Below are 18,587 nucleotides of genomic sequence, written 5' to 3'. Positions count from 1 at the left end.
GTGTCGATAGCCAGCGTTCTAATTTCATAGTGTTTCGGTGGTCATAGCGTTAGGGAAACGCCCGGTTACATTCCGAACCCGGAAGCTAAGCCTTTCAGCGCCGATGGTACTGCAGGGGGGACCCTGTGGGAGAGTAGGACGCCGCCGAACAATCATTGCGGGAAGCCCCGCACCAAATCCTTCGGGGTTCGGTGCGGGGCTTTTCTGCGTTCAGGCGCAGAATCCGTCGGATGCCCGGCATGGGGACGAGCGGGTTGTGGGCTGACGGCTCGTAGGGTTGGGGTATGGGCTATGACCTCGTCATCTTCGACAACGACGGCGTGCTGGTGGACAGTGAGCCGCTCGCCAACAGCATCCTGGCCGAGTACCTGACGGAGCTGGGGCACGCGACCTCCTACGAGGAGTCCCTCCGCGACTACATGGGGGCCGCCGTGCACCGGGTGCACGACCTCGTGCTCGAGCGGACCGGGAAGCGGCTGCCGGACGACTTCGACGAGGTCCTGCACGGGCGGACCTTCGCCGCGTTCGAGCGGGAGCTGAAGCCTGTCCCCGGCGTGGAGGAAGTGCTGGGGCTGCTGACCGCCCACGGCGTCGGGTACTGCCTGGCCTCCTCCGGGACGCACGAGCGGATCCGGGTCGGGCTTCGGGTGGCCGGGCTGGACGGGTGGTTCGAGGAGGAGTGGATCTTCAGCGCGCAGGATGTCGGCCAGGGGAAGCCGGCGCCGGATCTGTACCTGCACGCGGCCCGGCAGATGGGGGTGGAGCCCTCGCGGTGTGTCGTCGTCGAGGACAGCCCGCTCGGCCTGGAGGCCGCACGGGCCGCGGGCATGGACGTATTCGCGTTCACCTCGATGGTGCCTGCCGACCGGCTGCCCGGGGCCACCGCGTACTTCGGGGACATGAAGCAGCTCCCGGGGCTTCTGCAACTGCCCGTGTGATCGCTCTACCCACCGGTAGCCCCGGGGCCTACGCTGTGCCGCCATGACGGTTGATGTGCGGTTGCGGCGCGGGCGTGGCGCTCTGGGGTTCAGCTTCTTCGCGCAGGGTGTCGCCTTTGCGCTGCTGGTGACGCGCATCCCGGCCATCCAGGACCGGTACGGGATATCCGACGGCCTGCTGCCCGCCTTCCTCGCCGCCGTGCCGATCCTCGCGGGGGCGTCGAGCGTCGCCACCGAGCACCTCGTGAAGCGGGTCGCGCCCAGTGCGGTGCTCCGGTGGGCGCAGCCGCTGGTGCTGCTGTCGCTGCTCGGGGTCGGCGCCGGTACCGAGATGTGGCATGTGGCGGCCGCCCTGGGGGCTTTCGGGCTGTCGGTGGGTGCGCTGGACGCCTCGATGAACATGCTGGGGGTCAGCCTCCAGCGGGCGTACGGGCGCAGCATCATGCTGGGCTTCCACGCCGCGTACAGCCTCGGCGGGATCCTGGGGGCCTCGGCCGCCTGGGCCGGAGCGCACTGGCATCTGGATCTCTTCGTGAGTTACCTGCCGGCCGTGGTGGTGCTGCTGCCGCTCGGGCTGGTGGGGAGCCGGCGCTACGTCGACGCGCCGGCCGAGGCCCAAGAGAAGGGACTGGGGGCCGGCGGGGGCAAGCTGCTGCTGCCGCTCTGCCTGGTGATGGCGTGCGCGTACATCGGGGACTCGACGGTGGCGAACTGGAGTGCCAAGTACCTCCAGGACGTGCTGGGGAGTTCCGAGCAGCTGGCGACCGTCCCGTACAACGTCTACATGGTGACCACCCTCATCGGCCGGGCCGTCGGGGACCTGGGCGTGCGGCGCTTCGGGGCCGCGGCCGTGGTGCGGGGCGGGACGGTGGTCGCCGCCGCAGGGTTCGCGGTGGTGGCCGCGGCTCCCGGCGCGTGGGTGGGGATGCTCGGGTTCACGCTGCTGGGGATCGGACTGTGCGTGATCGTGCCGCAGACCTTCGCCGCCGCCGGGAGGCTGTTCCCCGGGGTTTCCGATACGGCCATCGCCCGGCTGAACATCTTCAACTACGTGGGTTTCCTGATCGGGTCGCCGCTCGTCGGGGGGATCGGGGACGCCTGGAGCTACCGGGGGGCGATGCTCGTGCCGATGGTGCTCGTGTTGATCACCCTCTTCCACGCCCGGTCGTTCGGCTCCGACGGTGCCCGATACGGTGTTGGGCATGAGCGGCCGCGGGTTGTTGATGTGGGACGAGGCGGTAACAAGGTATGACTTCGGACCGAGCCATCCGATGGACCCGGTGCGCCTGGCACTGACCATGGGCCTGGTGCGCGCCTTCGGGCTGGATCGGGTGATGGAGGTACGGGCGGCCCGTGCGGCCGGGGACTCGACGCTGAGGCTCGTCCACCGGGAGGACTACGTGGCCGCGGTGCGCGAGGTGTCGGCCGACCCGGGGATCGCCGACGGGTCGTACGGGCTGGGGACCATGGACGATCCCGCCTTCCACGGGATGCACGAGGCGTCGGCGCTGATCGCCGGGCAGTCGGTGGCGGGCGCGGAGGCGATCTGGCGCGGGGAGGCCGAGCACGCCGTGAACTTCGCCGGCGGGCTGCACCACGCGATGCCGGGCGGGGCGGCCGGATTCTGCGTGTACAACGACGCGGCGCTGGCGATCGCCCGGCTGCTGGAGCTGGGGGCCGAGCGGGTCGCGTACGTGGATGTCGACGTGCACCACGGGGACGGGGTGCAGGCGGCCTTCTGGGACGATCCGCGGGTGCTGACCGTTTCGATGCACGAGCATCCGCGGACGCTGTTCCCGCAGACGGGGTGGCCCGAGGAGACCGGGGGGCCGGCCGCCGAGGGGTCGGCGGTGAACGTCGCGCTGCCTGCCGGGACGGGGGACGAGGGGTGGCTCCGGGCCTTCCACGCGACGGTGCCGGAGTTGTTGGCGGACTTCCGGCCCCAGGTGCTGGTGACGCAGCACGGGGCCGACACGCACTTCGAGGATCCGCTGGCGCATCTCGCGGTGTCGCTGGACGCGCAGCGGGTCGTTCAGGAGGCGTGTCACGGGCTGGCGCACGAGTACGCCGGTGGGCGGTGGCTGGCGTTGGGGGGTGGCGGGTACGCGGTGGTGGACGTCGTGCCGCGGTCGTGGACGCACCTGGTGGCTATCGCCGGGCATCGGCCGGTGTCTCCGGAGACGGCGGTGCCGGGGTCTTGGCGGGATGAGGTGTATGCGCGGACGCGGCAGGTTGCGCCTGCGCGGATGACGGATGGGCGGAGCCCGGTGTGGCGGGGCTGGGAGGCGGGGTACGACCCTGCCGACCGTACGGATCAGGCCGTGTTGGCCACGCGGCGGGCGGTGTTCCCGCTGCGGGGGATGCTGACCTGAGCCCTGCGGGGCTTGTCCCCTACCCGCCCTTCCGCCTCCCCCAGACTCCGTCCGGGGGGACCCCCACCCGGGGCTCCGCCCCGGACCCCGCGCCTCAAGCGCCGGCGAGGCTGGATGTGCCCGGCGGGTCTGGAAAGATCCGGGGCTCCGCCCACGGACGCCGCGCCTCAAGCGCCCGCGGGGCTGGATGTGTCCGGTGGGGCTGGAAAGGCTTACGCCAACTGTGGGGCTGTTTTGGGGAATTGATGCTGCGCCAGGTGTGGTGAGGGAGCATCGGGGGGTGTTGAGCACCGGCGCGTTGCGTGCGCATCTGCTGGCCGCCCGGTTGGCCGGGCCCGTTGCCACCTCGCGGGAGGAGAGCCTGCGCAGCTACCGGCTGTTCGCGGCGCGCGATCCGCGGGTGCTGCTGGGGCTGGAGCCGGAGTGGGGGTGGGACGAGGGTGACCTGCTGAGGCTGATGGCGGACAAGTGCGGCGTGTCGGCGGATCCGGCGCACGTCAGCGGGCCGGACGTGATCGATCCGGAGCGGACGGTGGCGGCGCTGGAGGCCTTCGCGGGGCGGTTGCGGGCGGCGGCCGGGGCGCGGTCGCCGGTGCTGTTGGGGACGGGGCACCCGCACCGGCTCCTGGGGTTCTACGCCGGGTTGGCCGAGGCGATGTCGGCGGCGGGATGTGTTGTCCTCACTCCGGCGCAGGGGGTGAGTGTCGACATGGCGACCCGGTTCGGCGTACGCACGTACAGCATCGATTACGTACGGGGGGTCGCACTGGTGCGGGAGCCCGGCGTGCGGCAGCCGGGTAGTGCCACCGGCGCACACACCCATTCGCCGCTGCCGGTTCGGGTCGCGCTGGGGGCCCTGGCGGAGGCCGGCGGCCCCTTGCCGGAGCTCGTGGTGGGGGATCACGGGTGGGTCTGCGGTGCAGGTCAGTTGGGTGTGGAGGCGATCGGGCTGGCGGATACGGATGATCCCGCGCTGTTCGTCGGGGAGGCCGAGGGGTGCGTCTCGGTGGCCGTTCCGCTTGATGACGCGGTGCGCGCGGACTACTACCGGCCGCTTGTGCGGTACGTGCTGGACCGGGCCGGCTTGCCGGGCGGCCAGGAGTGGCCGTAGCTCCTCTTCCCCACTCGTATCACGCGCCCCTACTCTGGGGAGTGAGCGTGCGACGACGAGGAGTAACCGGAGGGGAAGCCGGTGCCCGTCATGCGCGGAAGGTCAAGGTGTGTCATGGCTGCTGGCGAGAGGCCTCTCAGTGAGGTTCAGTTCCTGACCGTGGCGGAGGTCGCCTCGGTGATGCGAGTGTCAAAGATGACCGTGTACCGCCTGGTGCACAACGGTCATCTGCCCGCAATCCGGGTGGGCCGGTCCTTCCGGGTCCCCGAAAATGCGGTCCACGAGTACCTCCGAGAGTCCTATGTGGGGGTGGAGTCGGCCTGAGACTGACCCCCGGCGCGCCTCGGATTACAAGCTCAGAGCTGGGACGGGTAGGCTAGGCCGACGTAGGTCGTGTGGGCCCAGACGCCCCGCACCAGTAAAGAGAAGTGAGCGAGGGTAGTCGTGGGCTCTGTTATCAAGAAGCGGCGCAAGCGGATGGCCAAGAAGAAGCACCGCAAGCTGCTCAAGCGCACCCGCGTCCAGCGCCGTAACAAGAAGTAAACGGCAGCTGTACGTGTTCTCCGCAGCCCCTCCACCATTCTTGGTGGAGGGGCTGCGGTGCAGCCGGGGTACTTCTTCGAGGGAGGCGCTGAACTCGTGGGGAAGGTCGTGCTCGTCACCGGGGCTGCCCGGCAGCTGGGCGGCCGCTTCGTGCGCCGGATCCAGCGCGACCCGGAGGTCGAGCGGGTGATCGCGGTGGACGCGGTGACGCCGCCGCACCGGCTCGGATCGGCCGAGTTCGTCCGTACGGACATCAGGCAGTCGGCGATCGCCCGCGTGCTGGCCGAGCACGCCGTCGACACGGTGGTCCATTTGGCGGTCACCGGGGGGAGTGCCGGGACCGCCGGTGCGCACAGCACCGTGAAGGAAACGAACGTCATCGGGACGATGCAGCTCCTCGGGGCCTGCCAGAAGTCGCCGACGGTACAGCGGCTCGTGGTCAAGTCCAGTACCAGCGTGTACGGGGGCACCTCGCGGGATCCGGCCGTCTTCACCGAGACCACGGAGCCGAAGTCCCTGCCCGCGGGAGGCTTCGCCAAGGACGCCGCCGAGGTCGAGGGGTACGTACGGGGCTTCGCGCGCAGGCGGCCCGATGTCGCGGTGTGCGTGCTGCGGTTCGCGAACATCCTGGGCCCCTTCGCGGACTCGGCGCTCGCCGAGTACTTCTCGATTCCCGTGATGCCGACCGTGCTCGGCTACGACCCGCGGCTCCAGTTCGTCCACGAGGACGACGTGCTCGACGTGTTGCGGCTGGCGGCGCAGGAGCCGCGGCGGGGGACGCTGAACAGCGGGACCTTCAACATCGCGGGCGACGGGGTCCTGCTGCTGTCGCAGTGCGCGCGGCGGCTGGGGCGGCCGACGCTGCCGATGCTGCTGCCCGCGGTGACGTGGGTGGGGTCGGCGCTGCGGGCGGTCGGGATCACCGATTTCTCGCCGGAGCAGATGAGGCTCCTGACGCACGGCCGGGTCGTGGAGACCACCCAGATGCGGGAGGTGCTCGGCTTCGAGCCGATGTACACGACCGTCGAGACCTTCGCGGACTTCGCGCGGAGCCGGGGGAGCGGGCTGCTGCCGCCCGAGCTGATGGGGCGGGCCGTGGAGCGGGTGGCGGCCCTGCTGAATGTCGACACGGACACGGACGTGGACGTCGACGCGGATGCGGATGCGGATGCGGATGAAGGAGCGAAGCGATAGTGGCGGACGCCAAGGTCATTCCGTTCGACGAGGACCGGCCGCGACGGCGGCCGCCGCGCAGGGTGCGGGTGGTGTCCGCGCCCGAGCCGGCGGTGGAGCCCGTGGAGCCGGCCGTTCCTGAGCCGGGGACGGCGGAGCCGCGCGGGGGCGGCTGGGACCGGCGGATCGCGGGCGGGCTGTCGTTCCTGCGGCGGCGGATCACCGGGGAGTACGAGGTCGACGACTTCGGCTACGACAAGGAGCTGACGGACCAGGTCCTGATGTCCCTGATGCGGCCGCTGTACGAGAAGTACTTCCGGGTCGAGGTGAAGGGGCTCGAGAACATCCCGGCCGAGGGCGGGGCGCTGATCGTGGCGAACCACTCGGGGACGCTGCCGCTGGACGGCCTGATGCTGCAGGTGGCGGTGCACGACCACCATCCGGCGCAGCGGCACCTGCGGCTGCTGGCGGCGGACTTGGTGTTCATGCTGCCGGTGGTGAACGAGCTGGCCCGGAAGGCCGGGCACACGCTGGCGTGCGCGGAGGACGCGCAGCGGCTGCTGGAGGCCGGGGAGCTGGTCGGGGTCATGCCGGAGGGCTTCAAGGGGATAGGGAAGCCGTTCGGAGACCGGTACAAGCTGCAGCGGTTCGGGCGGGGCGGGTTCGTGTCGACGGCGCTGCGGGCGGGGACGCCGATCGTGCCGTGCTCGATCGTGGGGGCGGAGGAGATCTACCCGATGGTCGGCAACGCGAAGACGCTGGCGCGGCTGCTGGGGATTCCGTACTTTCCGATCACGCCCACGTTCCCCTGGCTGGGGCCGTTGGGAGTGGTGCCGTTGCCCACGAAGTGGACGATCCAGTTCGGTGAACCGATCCCGACGGACGGGTACGCGGCCGAGGCGGCGGACGATCCGATGCTGATGTTCAACCTGACGGATCAGGTGCGGGAGCAGATCCAGCACACGCTCTACAAGCTGCTGGTGCAGCGGAGGTCCGTGTTCTTCTGACCCGCGAGTGGCTGTATGGCGAGGGGCGGGACTGCGCATGCGCAGTCCCGCCCCTCGCCATACAGCCGTACTACTCCGCGTCCTCCGCGTTGATGCCCAGGCCTGGGAGGAGGCCGGGGAGGAGGGGCGGGAGGGTGATGTCCGGCTTGGGCTGCTCCGGGGTGCCCGGGGAGGGCGGGGCGGACTGGCCCGTCGGCGGGTTGAGGAGGTCGCCGGCGCCGCCGATCAGCCCGCCGGTGGCCGGGGGCCTGGTGCTGCCCGAGGGGGACGGCGTGGGGCTGCCCGACGGGGTGCCGGAGGCGGGAGCCGACTGCTGCTTGGCGCCGGGCGTGCCCGGTGTGGCCGCGGTGCCGGGCGAGCCGGAGCCGCGGGTCTGCTCGGGTGGCTTGGGGAGCAGGCCCTGGAGCGGCGCCACGTCTTCGTCTATGGCCTGGAACACCGATTCGACTTCTCCGCCCACGTCCGTGAGTTGCGGGGGAAGGTTCGACCGCAGCCGCCCCCACGTGTCGCGGTGCGAGCGGGAGAACGCGGACAGCGCCTGGATCGGGCCGAGCGAGCCGTCCCGTTCGTACGCTGCCTGGAGGAGCCGGTGGCCCTCCGACGCGTCGTGCTTCATGCCCGCCAGTGCGCGGCGGATCTCGCCCAGGGCCTCGTGGTCCAGCACGCTTCCGCCGCGGCCGCGCTCCATCAGCCTGCGGGCTTCCGACAGGCGGTTCGAGGCCTGGTCGAGGAAGAGCTCGCCCCGGTCCGAATCGTCGTCGGCCATCCCGAGCTTCAGGTCCTCCATGCCCCGCTTGACGGGGTAGAGGGAGTCACCGGGCAGGGCGTCGGTGCTGGCAGCGGCCACTCCGCTGAAGGCCCCGGCGGCCACACCCACGGTGAGTCCGCCCGCTGCGATGCCCTTGGACCAGCGGGAGCGGGGCCGCATTTTCCGGAGCGATGTCGCCCGGTGGGCGCCGCGGCCGGTCCGCTGTTCGGGCACCAGAGGGTCCGATGCGGCACCGCCCCCCGCCCTTTCCTCCAGCACCATGGCCTCCATGGCGGCAACGAGCTGGGCTCGCTGCACCACTTTGACCTCGGGGTCCAGCACCGGGCGCGGCATTCGTTCGCCGAGCACACTCGCCAGGGCCAACAACCGGTCGTGGTCGGCAGGTTCGGCAGGTGCCTCGGACTGCTCGGCCGCCGGGTCCGGTTCCGAAAGGTCGGACGGGGTCCGATCCTCCAGGGCCTGGGCGAAGGCGTTCGCCCGCCGGTGCGGAGTCACGTTCGCGATCACTGGCGGCACCTCCTCTCATCATGACGATCGACTCCCCAAGGTGTCCGGAAGGTTGCCTTCCTTGAGCACATCCACACGTTCGAGTGAGCGGCTTCGGGCAAGGCGTGTCCACAGGGAGCCTGCATTCCGCACAACGAGCGTCGCGGCACTTGGGTTACGGACGAAGGATGATCTGACCACAGCGTCATCGAGAGGTCACCGGGTGTGAGTGTTCAGCGGGCGTCTTCGGGAAGGAGGCGGGCCAGGGTGCGGACCGCCCGGTACTGGAGCGTCTTGATGGCGCCCTCGTTCTTCCCCATCGCCCGGGCCGTCTCCGCGACCGAGAGGCCCTGCAGGAAGCGCAGGGTCACGCACTCCTGCTGCTGCGGATTGAGTTTCCGTACGGCCTCCAGCAGGGCCGCGTTGGAGAGGGACTCCAGGACGGAGTCCTCGGGGGACCGTTCCACCTCGTTCGCGTCCAGCATCTCGCCGGTCGTGACCTCGAGGCGGAAGCGGCTGGACTTGAAGTGGTCCGCCACCAGGTTGCGGGCGATCGTCACCAGCCAGGCGCCGAAGTCGCGGCCCTGCCAGGTGAAGGTGGAGATACGGCGCAGCGCGCGCAGGAAGGTCTCGCTGGTGAGATCCTCCGCGGTCGCCTTGCCGCCGACGCGGTAGTAGATGTAGCGGTAGACCGTGTCGCTGTACTGGTCGTAGAGGCGGCCGAAGGCCTCGGCCTCGCCGGCCTGCGCGCGTTCGACCAGGTCCATCATGCGGGCCTGGTCGCTGTCCGCGGTGGGGCGGCGTGGTGCGGCCTGGGTGCTTGTGCCGGCGGCTCCGGCCGAGCCCGCGGCCGTACGGGCTCGTCTGCCCACCGTCGCTCCGCCGTCCGTCAGGGCATAGCAAGGGCCGGCCGGGCCGAGACCGGCAGGGACCGCGGCGGCGAAGGCGGGGACGGCGTACGCGGTGGGGACGAAGCCGCGCAGGCGGTCGAGGACCGTTGCGCGCAGCGTAGCCAGGCCCGAGGCGTCAACCCCGACAGGTGGGTACACGGGACTCCCAGAGGCAGAGCTTCCATCACGTGCAGTGCGGGACCGTTCACCCATCGCGGCGACAGATGACCGGTGGCATGCGTTTGAGGAGAATAACGCTTCGTACAGGCAGCACTACACCCAGTTGCACAAATCACCGGTTCCGACACTTCTGTTGCGTGTCGAGGGCATATTCAGTCGCGGTTGGTGATCGATTCTTGATCACTTGGGAGTGCGGAATGGCCGCTTCCATGGGGAGCCGCGACCGGGTCGCGCACGGCGGAGTGCCGCGCGGCGGGCGCGGGTAGAGGTGAGCGAATGCCCGTGGGCAGGCCGGGGACAGGCCGGGGCGGACCGGGCCGGTGGCGGGGCGGGCGGTGGGGCGGGCGGCGGGCCTGGAGAGGGGCCCGGCGTGGCTACCTGCGGCGGCGGTGCAGGGCGATCGCCGCGGCTGCGCCGCCCGCGATCGCGCCGACCCCGGCGGCCGCCGGGACGCCGACCTTCACGGCCTTGCGGCCGGTGCGATAGTCGCGCAGCCGCCAGTCGTGGGCCCGGGCATGCTTGCGCAGTTTTGTGTCGGGATTGATCGCGTACGGATGCCCGACCAGCGACAGCATCGGAATGTCGTTGTGCGAATCGCTGTACGCGGCGCAGTGCGCGAGGTCCAGGCCCTCGGCCGCGGCCAGGGCGCGGACCGCCTCCGCCTTGGCGGGGCCGTGCAGCGGTTCGCCGACGAGGCGGCCGGTGTAGACCCCGTCGACGGATTCGGCGACGGTGCCCAGCGCCCCGGTCAGGCCGAGCCGGCGGGCGATGATCGTGGCCGTTTCGACGGGGGCCGCGGTGACCAGCCACACCTTCTGGCCGGCGTCGAGGTGGGCCTGGGCCAGGGCGCGGGTGCCCGGCCAGATCCGCTCGGCCATGTACTCGTCGTAGATCTCCTCGCCGATGGCCGTCAGTTCGGAGACCTTGTGGCCCTTGACGATGGACAGGGCGCTGTCGCGGGCGTCCTGCATGTGCTCGGGGTCCTCGACCCCGGCGAGCCGGAACCACGCCTGCTGCCAGGCGAAGCGGGCGAGCTCGCGGCGGCGGAAGAACTCGCGCTTGTAGAGGCCGCGGCCGAAGTGGAAGATCGCGGCGCCCTGCATGACGGTGTTGTCGAGGTCGAAGAATGCGGCGGCGAGGTCGTCGCCGGCGACCGGGAAGTCGGGCTCGGCCGCTTCTTCATCCACTGCTGCCGGCGCCGCTTGCGGCGCTTCCGCTTCCGCCTCTCGCGGTTCCGCGGGCGCGGCCTCCGCGGTTTCGGCCAGCGCGGTCTTGCGGGCGGCCTCGGCCGAGGCCTCGCCTGCCAGCACGCTCCGCGCGGTGGCGGAGCGCCTACGGGGGGTGAGCCATCCCAGAGCGGCCATGACGCGAGCATAGCCACTGTGTTCGGGAGTTCCCGAACCGGTGGGATGCGACGGCGTGAACTCTTCGGGGCGCGGCTGTTACGGCGGGGAGCGGGAGAATGGGCGCATGAGCCCTTTGTTGCGCCGCAAGGAAAAGAAGCGTCCGGAGGACCGGATGGTGACGCTCGTCGGGAAGCCGGGGTGCCACCTCTGTGACGACGCACAGGAGGTGGTCGAGAAGGTCTGCGCGGAGACCGGTGCGCAGTGGGAGAAGAAGGACATCTCTCAGGACGAGGAGCTGTACCGGCTGTACTGGGAACAGATTCCGGTCGTGCTGGTGGACGGCGAACAGCACACCTTCTGGAGGGTGAACCCGGACCGGCTGCGGCGGGCGTTGGAGAGCTGACCTGCTCCGCGGTTACCATCATGGGCGATTTGTGGGGTCTCGGGGGCGTATCCGTGAGGAGTGTGTACGGTTTTGCCCCCTTCGGGATTTGAACGGGTTCGGCGTGCCGCTGGGTCCACCCTCACCCGCCCCAGTTGCGTGACCCCGGTCACTTTGCTCGGACAAACCGGACACAATCTTTGTGCACGCGTTCACAAAGGCATAGCCTGCTGTCGACGGGGCGGTCCTGGGACAAGTGACCGCCTGCAGCCCCGCTCATCCCGCAGGAGCATCGTGGCAACTGGCCGAACTCACCGACCGGCGACCCGCAGCCGAGGTATTCCCGAGGCCACTGTCGCCCGGCTTCCGCTGTACCTGCGCGCACTCACCGCGCTTTCCGAGCGATCGGTCCCCACGGTGTCCTCCGAGGAACTCGCGGCCGCCGCCGGAGTCAACTCGGCGAAGCTGCGCAAGGACTTCTCCTACCTCGGTTCCTACGGGACGCGCGGGGTCGGCTACGACGTCGAGTACCTCGTCTACCAGATCTCCCGCGAGCTCGGGCTGACCCAGGACTGGCCGGTCGTCATCGTCGGCATCGGCAACCTCGGCGCCGCGCTCGCCAACTACGGCGGTTTCGCGTCGCGCGGTTTCCGCGTGGCCGCGCTGATCGACGCCGACCCGGCGATGGCCGGCAAGCCCGTGGCCGGAATGCCCGTGCAGCACACCGACGACCTCGAGAAGATCATCGAGGAGAACGGTGTCTCGATCGGCGTCATCGCGACGCCGGCCGGAGCCGCGCAGCAGGTCAGCGAGCGGCTGATCGCCGCCGGTGTCACCTCCATCCTGAACTTCGCCCCGACCGTGCTGTCCGTGCCCGAGGGCGTGGACGTGCGGAAGGTCGACCTCTCGATCGAGCTCCAGATCCTCGCCTTCCACGAGCAGCGCAAGGCCGGCGAGGAAGCCGCCGCCGTCGCTGCCGCGGGCGGTTCCTCCGTGGGCGGCGCCGCCCCCGCCGCGGCCGTGGTGCCGCCGGCCGGGCGCGCGGCCGCCGAAGCGCGCAAGGGCAACCCCGAGGGCGACGTGCCGGCGGTGATGCCGGCATGAGTCTGCTCGTCGTTGGGCTGAGCCACCGCAGTGCGCCCGTCAGCGTGCTGGAGCGTGCCTCGCTGTCGGCCGACGCCAAGGTGAAGCTGCTGCACGACACGCTGGCCGCCGAGCCGGCGGTCGAGGCGTCGGTGCTCGCCACGTGCAACCGGATCGAGCTGTACGCGGACGTGGACAAGTTCCACGCCGGTGTCGCGGAGCTGTCCACCCTGCTGGCGCAGCACAGCGGTGTCGCGCTGGAGGAGCTCACTCCGTACCTGTACGTGCACTACGAGGACCGGGCGGTGCACCACCTCTTCTCGGTGGCGTGCGGGCTGGACTCGATGGTCGTGGGCGAGGGGCAGATCCTCGGCCAGATCAAGGACGCGCTGGCGCTGGGGCAGGAACTGCACACCGCCGGGCGGCTGATCAACGACCTGTTCCAGCAGGCGCTGCGGGTCGGCAAGCGGGCTCACTCCGAGACCGGGATCGACCGGGCGGGGCAGTCGCTGGTGACCTTCGGGCTGGAGCAGCTGGCCGTGCGGGTGCCGGTGGCGGACTGGGCCGCCGGTAAGCGGGCGCTGGTGATCGGCGCCGGGTCGATGTCCTCGCTGGCGGCCGCCACGCTGGCGCGGGTGGGGGTCGCCGAGATCGTCGTGGCGAACCGGACCGCCGAGCGGGCGGAACGCCTTGCGGAGATTCTGGTTGCCTCAGGCACTGGGGTCGCTGCGCGGGCCATTGCGATGAGTGCCGTCGCCGATGAGCTGACACGAGTCGATGTCGTCGTGTCCTGCACCGGTGCCACGGGCCTTGTGCTGTCCGCCGATGACGTGCTCGCCGCCGTGTCCCAGGGCTCCGCCGATGGGCTCGCGCAGGCGGGGCTGGATGTGGCTGATGCCGCCGGTTCGGTGCGGGTTACCGATCGGGGCTCCGCCCCGGGCCCCGCGCCTCAAACGCCGGCGGGGCTGGGTGGGGGCTCTGCCCCGGACTCCGCGCCGCAAACGCCGGAGGGGCTGGGTGGGGGCTCTGCCCCGGACTCCGCGCCTCAAGCGCCGGCGGGGCTGGATTTTGCCCCCGCCGGAGATTTGGCTGTCGCCACGGGACAAGGGCGAGTCGATGGGCCGGACCCCGCGGTCGTGGCCCGGCTGGTGGCTGCCGCCCAGGCGGGTGGCCGGCTGGCCGATGCCGGGGCTGTGCGGACCATTGCCGCCGCGCCGGAGGGTGATGGGTGTCCGGTCGACCTGCCGGCAGGCGACGGGCGGGCCGCACTGACCGGGGTTGACGCCAACTCGCTTGAACTGCACGGGACCTGGGCCGACCAGGGGGAGGCCGCCGCGCAGCGGCAGCCCCGTAAGGCGGTCCGGAACCAGGTCGACGGGGTCGCGCGGCTGGCGCTGCTCGATCTGGCCATGCCCCGGGACATCGACGCCGCCGTGCACCGGATCCCCGGAGTGCGGCTGGTCGACATCGAGAGCCTCGCCGAGGCTTCCGCCGACGCGCCGATGGCCGCCGATGTGCATGCCGTGCGCGCGATCGTCACCGAAGAGGTGGCCGCGTTCGGGGCGGCGCAGCGGGCCGCGCACATCACGCCCACCGTCGTCGCCCTGCGCGCGATGGCGGCCGAGGTCGTGGCCATGGAAGTGGCCCGGCTCGACGGGCGGGTACCCGAGCTCGACGAACGGCAGCGGGCCGAGGTCACCCAGACCGTGCGCCGCGTCGTCGACAAACTCCTCCACGCGCCGACCGTGCGCGTGAAGCAGCTCGCGAGCGAGCCCGGCGGCGCCGGGTACGCCGAGGCGCTGCGCGAACTTTTCGATCTCGACCCGCAGACGGTGGCCTCCGTCAGTCAGGCCGACAAGAACGACGATCCAGGACGGGCATCATGAACCCACGTCTCGACCAGCCCCTCCGGCTCGGCACGCGGCGAAGCAAGCTGGCCATGTCCCAGTCGGGCCATGTCGCCGAGGCCGTACGGGCGATCACCGGGCGTCCCGTGGAGCTCGTGGAGATCACGACCTTCGGCGACGTGTCGCGGGAGCACCTCGCGCAGATCGGCGGGACGGGCGTCTTCGTCACGGCCCTGCGGGAGGCGCTGCTGCGCGGCGAGGTCGACTTCGCCGTGCACTCGCTGAAGGACCTGCCGACCGCGCGGCCCGACGACCTCGTGATCGCGGCCATGCCGCGGCGCGAGGACGCCCGGGACGCGCTCGTGGCGCGGGACGGGCTGACCTTCGAGCAGCTGCCCGACGGGGCGCGGGTCGGTACCGGCTCGCCGCGGCGGATGGCCCAGCTGAACCACTACGCCCGGTCCCTCGGCAAGCGGATCGAGACCGTGCCGATCCGGGGGAACGTCGACACCCGCATCGGGTTCGTGCGCGACGGCGAGCTGGATGCCGTTGTGCTGGCCGCCGCAGGGCTGAACCGGATCGGGCGCAGTGATGAAGCGACCGAGCTGCTGTCGGTCGACCACGTCCTGCCGGCTCCCGGTCAGGGGGCCCTGGCCGTGGAGTGCCTCGCGTCCGACGCGGAGCTCATCGCCGCGCTCGGCGAGCTCGACGACCCGCACACGCGGGCCGCCGTGACCGCCGAGCGTTCCCTGCTCGCCGCCCTGGAGGCCGGCTGCAGCGCACCCGTGGGCGCGTTCGCCGACCTTCCCCCACTCTCGGCTCCGCTCGAGCGGGGGGACCCCCATGCCGACGGGCAGATTGTCAATGAAATGCGCCTGCGCGGCGTCGTCGGAACCCTCGACGGCTCGACGCTGGTGCAGCTGTCCACCACCGGTCCCGTGCCCCAGTCGTACGACGAGGCCATGGCGCTCGGCCGCGAACTCGCGGACGAGATGCTGGCCAAGGGCGCGGCCGGTCTGATGGGGGAGCGATCGCTTTGAACCCCTCAAGTCCGACCACCTCCGCTTTTCCGGCCTTCGCCGCCCACGGACACGTCACCTTCCTCGGTGCCGGCCCCGGCGACCCGGGTCTGCTGACGCTGCGCGCCGTCGAGGCGCTCGCGGCCGCGGACGTACTGATCGCGGAGCCCGACGTGCTTGACGTCGTACGCACGCATGCCCGGGCGGGTGTGGACACGCCGCAGCTGACGATCGCTGACGAAGTGTCAGCAGCCGCCGGGGTACCGGTAATCCGGGACGCGGCCAATCTTGTCATGGAGGCCGCGCGCTCCGGCAGGCGGGTCGTGCGTGCCGTCACCGGTGACCCCGGGCTCGACGGGAACGCGGCCCAGGAGATGTTGGCCTGCGCCACCGGGGGGATCCCCTTCGAGGTGGTGCCGGGTGTCGCGACCGCCGTCGGCGTCCCCGCGTACGCAGGTGTGCCGCTGCGGGGCGAGCAGGGCGCGGACGTCCGGTTCGTCGACGCCCGCAACGCCTCGGCGCGCTGCTGGAGCGAGGTGGGTGCCAGCGACGGGATCCTCGTCGTCTCCGCGACGCTGGAGACGGTGTCGGCCGCGGCCGCCGAACTGGTGGGCGCCGGGCGCAAGCCCGACACCCCGCTGACGGTGACCGTCGCCGGTACGACCACGCGGCAGCGGACCTGGTCCGCGACGCTGGGGACGATCGCCCAGGTGTTCAAGCAGGGCAAGGTGCTGCCGTCGCCCGAGGGCGCCCGGCCGGTCATAGCCGTGGTCGGTGAGCACTGCGCCGCCGCGCGGCGCGAGGACATGGCCTGGTTCGAGTCGAAGCCGCTGTTCGGCTGGCGGGTTCTCGTGCCGCGCACCAAGGAGCAGGCCGCCTCGCTCTCCGACCAGCTGCGTTCGTACGGCGCGGTGCCGCACGAGGTGCCGACCATCGCCGTGGAGCCGCCGCGGACCCCGCAGCAGATGGAGCGGGCCGTGAAGGGCCTGGTGACGGGCCGCTACGAGTGGATCGCCTTCACCTCGGTCAACGCCGTGAAGGCGGTGCGCGAGAAGTTCGAGGAGTACGGGCTCGACGCGCGGGCCTTCGCGGGCATCAAGGTCGCCGCGGTCGGCGAGCAGACCGCGGCCGCGCTGGTGGAATTCGGTGTCAAGCCGGACCTGGTGCCGAGCGGTGAGCAGTCCGCGGCCGGGCTGCTGGAGGACTGGCCGCCGTACGACCCGGTCTTCGACCCGATCGACCGCGTCTTCCTGCCGCGGGCCGACATCGCGACCGAGACGCTGGTCGCCGGGCTGATCGAGCTCGGGTGGGAGGTCGACGACGTCACCGCCTACCGGACGGTGCGCGCGTCGCCGCCGCCGGCGGACACGCGTGAGGCGATCAAGGGCGGCGGCTTCGACGCCGTTCTCTTCACGTCGAGCAGCACGGTGCGGAACCTGGTCGGCATCGCCGGCAAGCCGCACAACGTGACCGTGATCGCGTGCATCGGACCGGCGACGGCCAAGACGGCGGAGGAGCACGGCCTGCGGGTCGACGTCCTCTCGCCGGAGCCGAGCGTGAGCAAGCTGGCGGAGGCCCTGGCCGAGTACGGCGCGGCGCGCCGCGAGGCGGCCAAGGAGGCCGGCGAGTCGGTGTTCCGCCCGAGCGAGCGGCGGCCGGGGGCGCGGCGTCGTCGTACGACCTGACGGCGGACCGGTACTGAGCAGGGCCCGGGTGCGGTGTGCACCCGGGCCCTGTGGCATGTTCGCGGCCATGGACGACCTGGAGGAAGCGGTACGGGCGGCCGACGCCGAGCGGGTGCGCGAGCTGCTGGCGGCGGGCGCGGACCCGGACACGGCGGGCGAGGACGGGCTGCCGGTGCTGTGCGCGGCGGTGGCGGCGTGCGACTTCGAGGCGGCCGCGGCCCTGGTGGAGGGCGGCGCCGACCCGGAACGGACCCTGCCGGACGGGACGACCCCGCTGCTGCGGGCCGTCGAGGGCGGCTCCCCGGCGGTGGTGTCGGCGGTGCTCGGCGAGGACCCCGGGGCCCGGCTGCCGGAGGCGGATCGGGCGCGGCTGCTGGACGCGGCCCGGCGGTGGTACGCGGCGGGCGCGGAGGCGGAGCTGCGCCGGCTGACGGGGGAGCGGGGACCGGCGCGCAGGCGCGTGGTCGAGGAGGACTTCGCCGACGTCGAGGAGGTCACCCTCGGCGGGCTGACCGTACGGGACGGCTACGGGGCGGTCCTGACTCTGCTGGAGCGGGTGTTCGGCGTGCGGACCCCGGTGGAGGAGCTGGTGGCCCGAGCCGTCCGGCACCCGGAGGTGACCCATGTGGACTGGGCCGAGTCCCGCCACTGCCTTGGCAGGCGTACCGGTGAGACGGGGACCTGGCGGGCCGTGGTGGCCCTGCGCCGGCACCCGTCGCCGACGCACCGCCTCTTCGCGGCGGACTACGTGGCGGTGCGTGACTGGTGCGTGAACGTCGGGGCCGACTCGTACGAGGGGGAACGCCGCGAGCTCCATGCCTGGGTGGCCGAGGAGAGCGACGTCGGTGTCCTCGTCACGCTCCTGGGTGCCTTCGCCGGAGACCCGCACGTGGAGGGCGAGGCCGCCGGCCTCTCGCTCGCCGCGCATCCGGACCCCCGGGTGCGGGCGGCCGTTCCCTACTGTCTCGGCCTGCTCGGCGAACCACTGTCGCCCCGGGCCCGTACGGCCCTGCACGTCCTGGCGGGGGACCCGGAGGCGCGGGTGAGGACCGCCGCGGCCGACATGCTCGGCACCGGGCAGACGACCGCCGCCACCCGGGCCGTCATCGCCGACCTGCTGGGCGACCCCGAGACGGCCGTACGGCACGCGGCCGCCCGATCGCTGGCCACGTCCCGGGACCGTACGCGGGCCGGCACGGCCATGCTGGTCGCGCTCCTGGACGCGGAGGAACAGCCGCTGCGCCTGGAGGCCGCCTTCGGGCTGGCCCTGCGAGACGATCCGCGCGCCCCGGAGGCGTACGCGCGGGTGGGGCCGCTCGGCCCGGAGTTCGAGGACGACCCCCGGGTGGAGGGCCTGTGGCGCTGGAAGCTCAGGAACGGACCCACCGGGTGAGGCCGGTCCAGGCGGCGGGGGCCAGGGTGAGGTGCGGGCCGCCCTCGACCTTGGAGTCCCGGACGTGGACCCCGTCGGCGGGGCAGGCGGCCATCTCGACGCAGTCGCCGCCTTCGCTGCCGCTGTAGGAGGACTTCCGCCAGGCGACCGCCATTTCCAGGCAGTTGCCGCCTTCGCTACCGCTGTAGCTGGACTTGAACCACTTCAGTGCGGTGCTCATGACTCTCCTAGGTCCTGTCTGGAGTCCAGATCATGAGTTTGGTGGATCGCCTGCGCGCAGGGTCTTGGTCTTGATAGGCCATCAGTCATGGCGCGAGGCGATCTCACCGACGAGCAGTGGGCTCTGATCGAACCCCATCTCCC

General features: G+C 71.7%; 18 protein-coding genes and 1 rRNA gene. 15 read left to right on the top strand and 4 right to left on the bottom strand.

The annotated features are described in order from the left end of the window. The first annotated feature begins 33 nt into the window (after positions 1 to 33). From rrf to J7E94_RS33660, 9 genes are all read left to right on the top strand, one after another. Positions 34 to 150: ribosomal RNA gene (gene rrf, locus J7E94_RS33700) — 5S ribosomal RNA — on the top strand. A gap of 134 nt (positions 151 to 284) precedes the next feature. Then, complete coding sequence (locus tag J7E94_RS33695) at positions 285 to 938, top strand: HAD family phosphatase (RefSeq protein ID WP_215020626.1); 654 nt, start codon at positions 285 to 287, stop codon at positions 936 to 938. A 43-nt stretch (positions 939 to 981) separates the two neighbouring features. After that, the gene (locus J7E94_RS33690; RefSeq protein ID WP_215020625.1) at positions 982 to 2,190 is read left to right on the top strand and encodes an MFS transporter; all 1,209 of its coding nucleotides are present in this window, start codon (positions 982 to 984) and stop codon (positions 2,188 to 2,190) included. Beyond that, on the top strand, positions 2,141 to 3,310 hold the full coding sequence (locus J7E94_RS33685; protein ID WP_215020624.1) for an acetoin utilization protein AcuC: 1,170 nt from the start codon (positions 2,141 to 2,143) through the stop codon (positions 3,308 to 3,310). The genes J7E94_RS33690 and J7E94_RS33685 overlap by 50 nt, the downstream gene beginning before the upstream one ends. A gap of 280 nt (positions 3,311 to 3,590) precedes the next feature. After that, on the top strand, positions 3,591 to 4,421 hold the full coding sequence (locus J7E94_RS33680) for a phosphatase (protein ID WP_215020623.1): 831 nt from the start codon (positions 3,591 to 3,593) through the stop codon (positions 4,419 to 4,421). A gap of 114 nt (positions 4,422 to 4,535) precedes the next feature. After that, positions 4,536 to 4,745, top strand: coding sequence for a helix-turn-helix domain-containing protein (locus J7E94_RS33675; protein WP_008738568.1), 210 nt, complete (start codon positions 4,536 to 4,538; stop codon positions 4,743 to 4,745). Positions 4,746 to 4,865: 120 nt separating this feature from the next. Next, on the top strand, positions 4,866 to 4,964 hold the full coding sequence (locus J7E94_RS33670; protein WP_003948845.1) for a 30S ribosomal protein bS22: 99 nt from the start codon (positions 4,866 to 4,868) through the stop codon (positions 4,962 to 4,964). A 96-nt stretch (positions 4,965 to 5,060) separates the two neighbouring features. Beyond that, positions 5,061 to 6,158, top strand: a complete 1,098-nt coding sequence (locus J7E94_RS33665; RefSeq protein ID WP_308345638.1) for an NAD-dependent epimerase/dehydratase family protein — start codon at positions 5,061 to 5,063, stop codon at positions 6,156 to 6,158. Then, positions 6,158 to 7,144, top strand: a complete 987-nt coding sequence (locus J7E94_RS33660; RefSeq protein WP_215020622.1) for a lysophospholipid acyltransferase family protein — start codon at positions 6,158 to 6,160, stop codon at positions 7,142 to 7,144. The genes J7E94_RS33665 and J7E94_RS33660 overlap by 1 nt, the downstream gene beginning before the upstream one ends. A gap of 70 nt (positions 7,145 to 7,214) precedes the next feature. On the opposite strand, the gene J7E94_RS33655 is transcribed toward J7E94_RS33660, so the two are convergent. From J7E94_RS33655 to J7E94_RS33645, 3 genes are all read right to left on the bottom strand, one after another. Beyond that, on the bottom strand, positions 7,215 to 8,420 hold the full coding sequence (locus J7E94_RS33655) for a DUF5667 domain-containing protein (protein WP_215020621.1): 1,206 nt from the start codon (positions 8,418 to 8,420) through the stop codon (positions 7,215 to 7,217). 212 nt (positions 8,421 to 8,632) lie between these two features. Beyond that, the gene (locus J7E94_RS33650) at positions 8,633 to 9,448 is read right to left on the bottom strand and encodes an ECF subfamily RNA polymerase sigma factor, BldN family (RefSeq protein ID WP_215020620.1); all 816 of its coding nucleotides are present in this window, start codon (positions 9,446 to 9,448) and stop codon (positions 8,633 to 8,635) included. A 395-nt stretch (positions 9,449 to 9,843) separates the two neighbouring features. Continuing rightward, complete coding sequence (locus tag J7E94_RS33645) at positions 9,844 to 10,833, bottom strand: HAD family phosphatase (RefSeq protein WP_215020619.1); 990 nt, start codon at positions 10,831 to 10,833, stop codon at positions 9,844 to 9,846. A 106-nt stretch (positions 10,834 to 10,939) separates the two neighbouring features. Between J7E94_RS33645 and J7E94_RS33640 the strand changes: the two genes are divergently transcribed. The 6 genes from J7E94_RS33640 (at position 10,940) to J7E94_RS33615 (ending at position 18,224) form a co-directional block, all read left to right on the top strand. Next, on the top strand, positions 10,940 to 11,218 hold the full coding sequence (locus J7E94_RS33640) for a glutaredoxin family protein (protein WP_215020618.1): 279 nt from the start codon (positions 10,940 to 10,942) through the stop codon (positions 11,216 to 11,218). Positions 11,219 to 11,491: 273 nt separating this feature from the next. Continuing rightward, entirely contained in the window at positions 11,492 to 12,301 is an 810-nt protein-coding gene (locus J7E94_RS33635) for a redox-sensing transcriptional repressor Rex (protein ID WP_215020617.1), read from the top strand. After that, positions 12,298 to 14,166 (top strand): glutamyl-tRNA reductase, encoded by a 1,869-nt coding sequence (locus J7E94_RS33630; protein ID WP_215020616.1) that lies wholly within the window; start codon positions 12,298 to 12,300, stop codon positions 14,164 to 14,166. Before J7E94_RS33635 ends, J7E94_RS33630 begins: the two co-directional genes overlap by 4 nt. Beyond that, the gene (hemC, locus tag J7E94_RS33625) at positions 14,163 to 15,167 is read left to right on the top strand and encodes a hydroxymethylbilane synthase (protein ID WP_215020615.1); all 1,005 of its coding nucleotides are present in this window, start codon (positions 14,163 to 14,165) and stop codon (positions 15,165 to 15,167) included. Before J7E94_RS33630 ends, hemC begins: the two co-directional genes overlap by 4 nt. After that, a complete protein-coding gene (locus tag J7E94_RS33620; RefSeq protein WP_215020614.1) occupies positions 15,164 to 16,831 on the top strand; it encodes a bifunctional uroporphyrinogen-III C-methyltransferase/uroporphyrinogen-III synthase in 1,668 nt (555 codons plus the stop codon). Before hemC ends, J7E94_RS33620 begins: the two co-directional genes overlap by 4 nt. A gap of 67 nt (positions 16,832 to 16,898) precedes the next feature. Continuing rightward, positions 16,899 to 18,224, top strand: a complete 1,326-nt coding sequence (locus tag J7E94_RS33615; RefSeq protein WP_215020613.1) for a HEAT repeat domain-containing protein — start codon at positions 16,899 to 16,901, stop codon at positions 18,222 to 18,224. On the opposite strand, the gene J7E94_RS33610 is transcribed toward J7E94_RS33615, so the two are convergent. After that, positions 18,202 to 18,444 (bottom strand): DUF397 domain-containing protein, encoded by a 243-nt coding sequence (locus J7E94_RS33610; RefSeq protein ID WP_215020612.1) that lies wholly within the window; start codon positions 18,442 to 18,444, stop codon positions 18,202 to 18,204. The genes J7E94_RS33615 and J7E94_RS33610 overlap by 23 nt on opposite strands. Positions 18,445 to 18,587: the final 143 nt, after the last annotated feature.

It is taken from the genome of Streptomyces sp. ISL-94, assembly GCF_018614075.1.
GTDB lineage: Bacteria > Actinomycetota > Actinomycetes > Streptomycetales > Streptomycetaceae > Streptomyces.
Note: the sequence above shows the minus strand (reverse complement) of the source record. Positions and strands in the feature narration are given on the sequence as shown.

Bases quoted from the DNA above. Each gene is read 5' to 3' on its own strand.
- J7E94_RS33695 (WP_215020626.1), top strand. From the start codon at position 285: ATGGGCTATGACCTCGTCATCTTCGACAACGACGGCGTGCTGGTGGAC.
- J7E94_RS33690 (WP_215020625.1), top strand. From the start codon at position 982: ATGACGGTTGATGTGCGGTTGCGGCGCGGGCGTGGCGCTCTGGGGTTC.
- J7E94_RS33685 (WP_215020624.1), top strand. From the start codon at position 2,141: ATGAGCGGCCGCGGGTTGTTGATGTGGGACGAGGCGGTAACAAGGTAT.
- J7E94_RS33675 (WP_008738568.1), top strand. From the start codon at position 4,536: ATGGCTGCTGGCGAGAGGCCTCTCAGTGAGGTTCAGTTCCTGACCGTG.
- J7E94_RS33645 (WP_215020619.1), bottom strand. From the start codon at position 10,833: ATGGCCGCTCTGGGATGGCTCACCCCCCGTAGGCGCTCCGCCACCGCG.
- J7E94_RS33640 (WP_215020618.1), top strand. From the start codon at position 10,940: ATGAGCCCTTTGTTGCGCCGCAAGGAAAAGAAGCGTCCGGAGGACCGG.
- J7E94_RS33630 (WP_215020616.1), top strand. From the start codon at position 12,298: ATGAGTCTGCTCGTCGTTGGGCTGAGCCACCGCAGTGCGCCCGTCAGC.
- hemC (WP_215020615.1), top strand. From the start codon at position 14,163: ATGAACCCACGTCTCGACCAGCCCCTCCGGCTCGGCACGCGGCGAAGC.
- J7E94_RS33615 (WP_215020613.1), top strand. From the start codon at position 16,899: ATGGACGACCTGGAGGAAGCGGTACGGGCGGCCGACGCCGAGCGGGTG.
- J7E94_RS33610 (WP_215020612.1), bottom strand. From the start codon at position 18,444: ATGAGCACCGCACTGAAGTGGTTCAAGTCCAGCTACAGCGGTAGCGAA.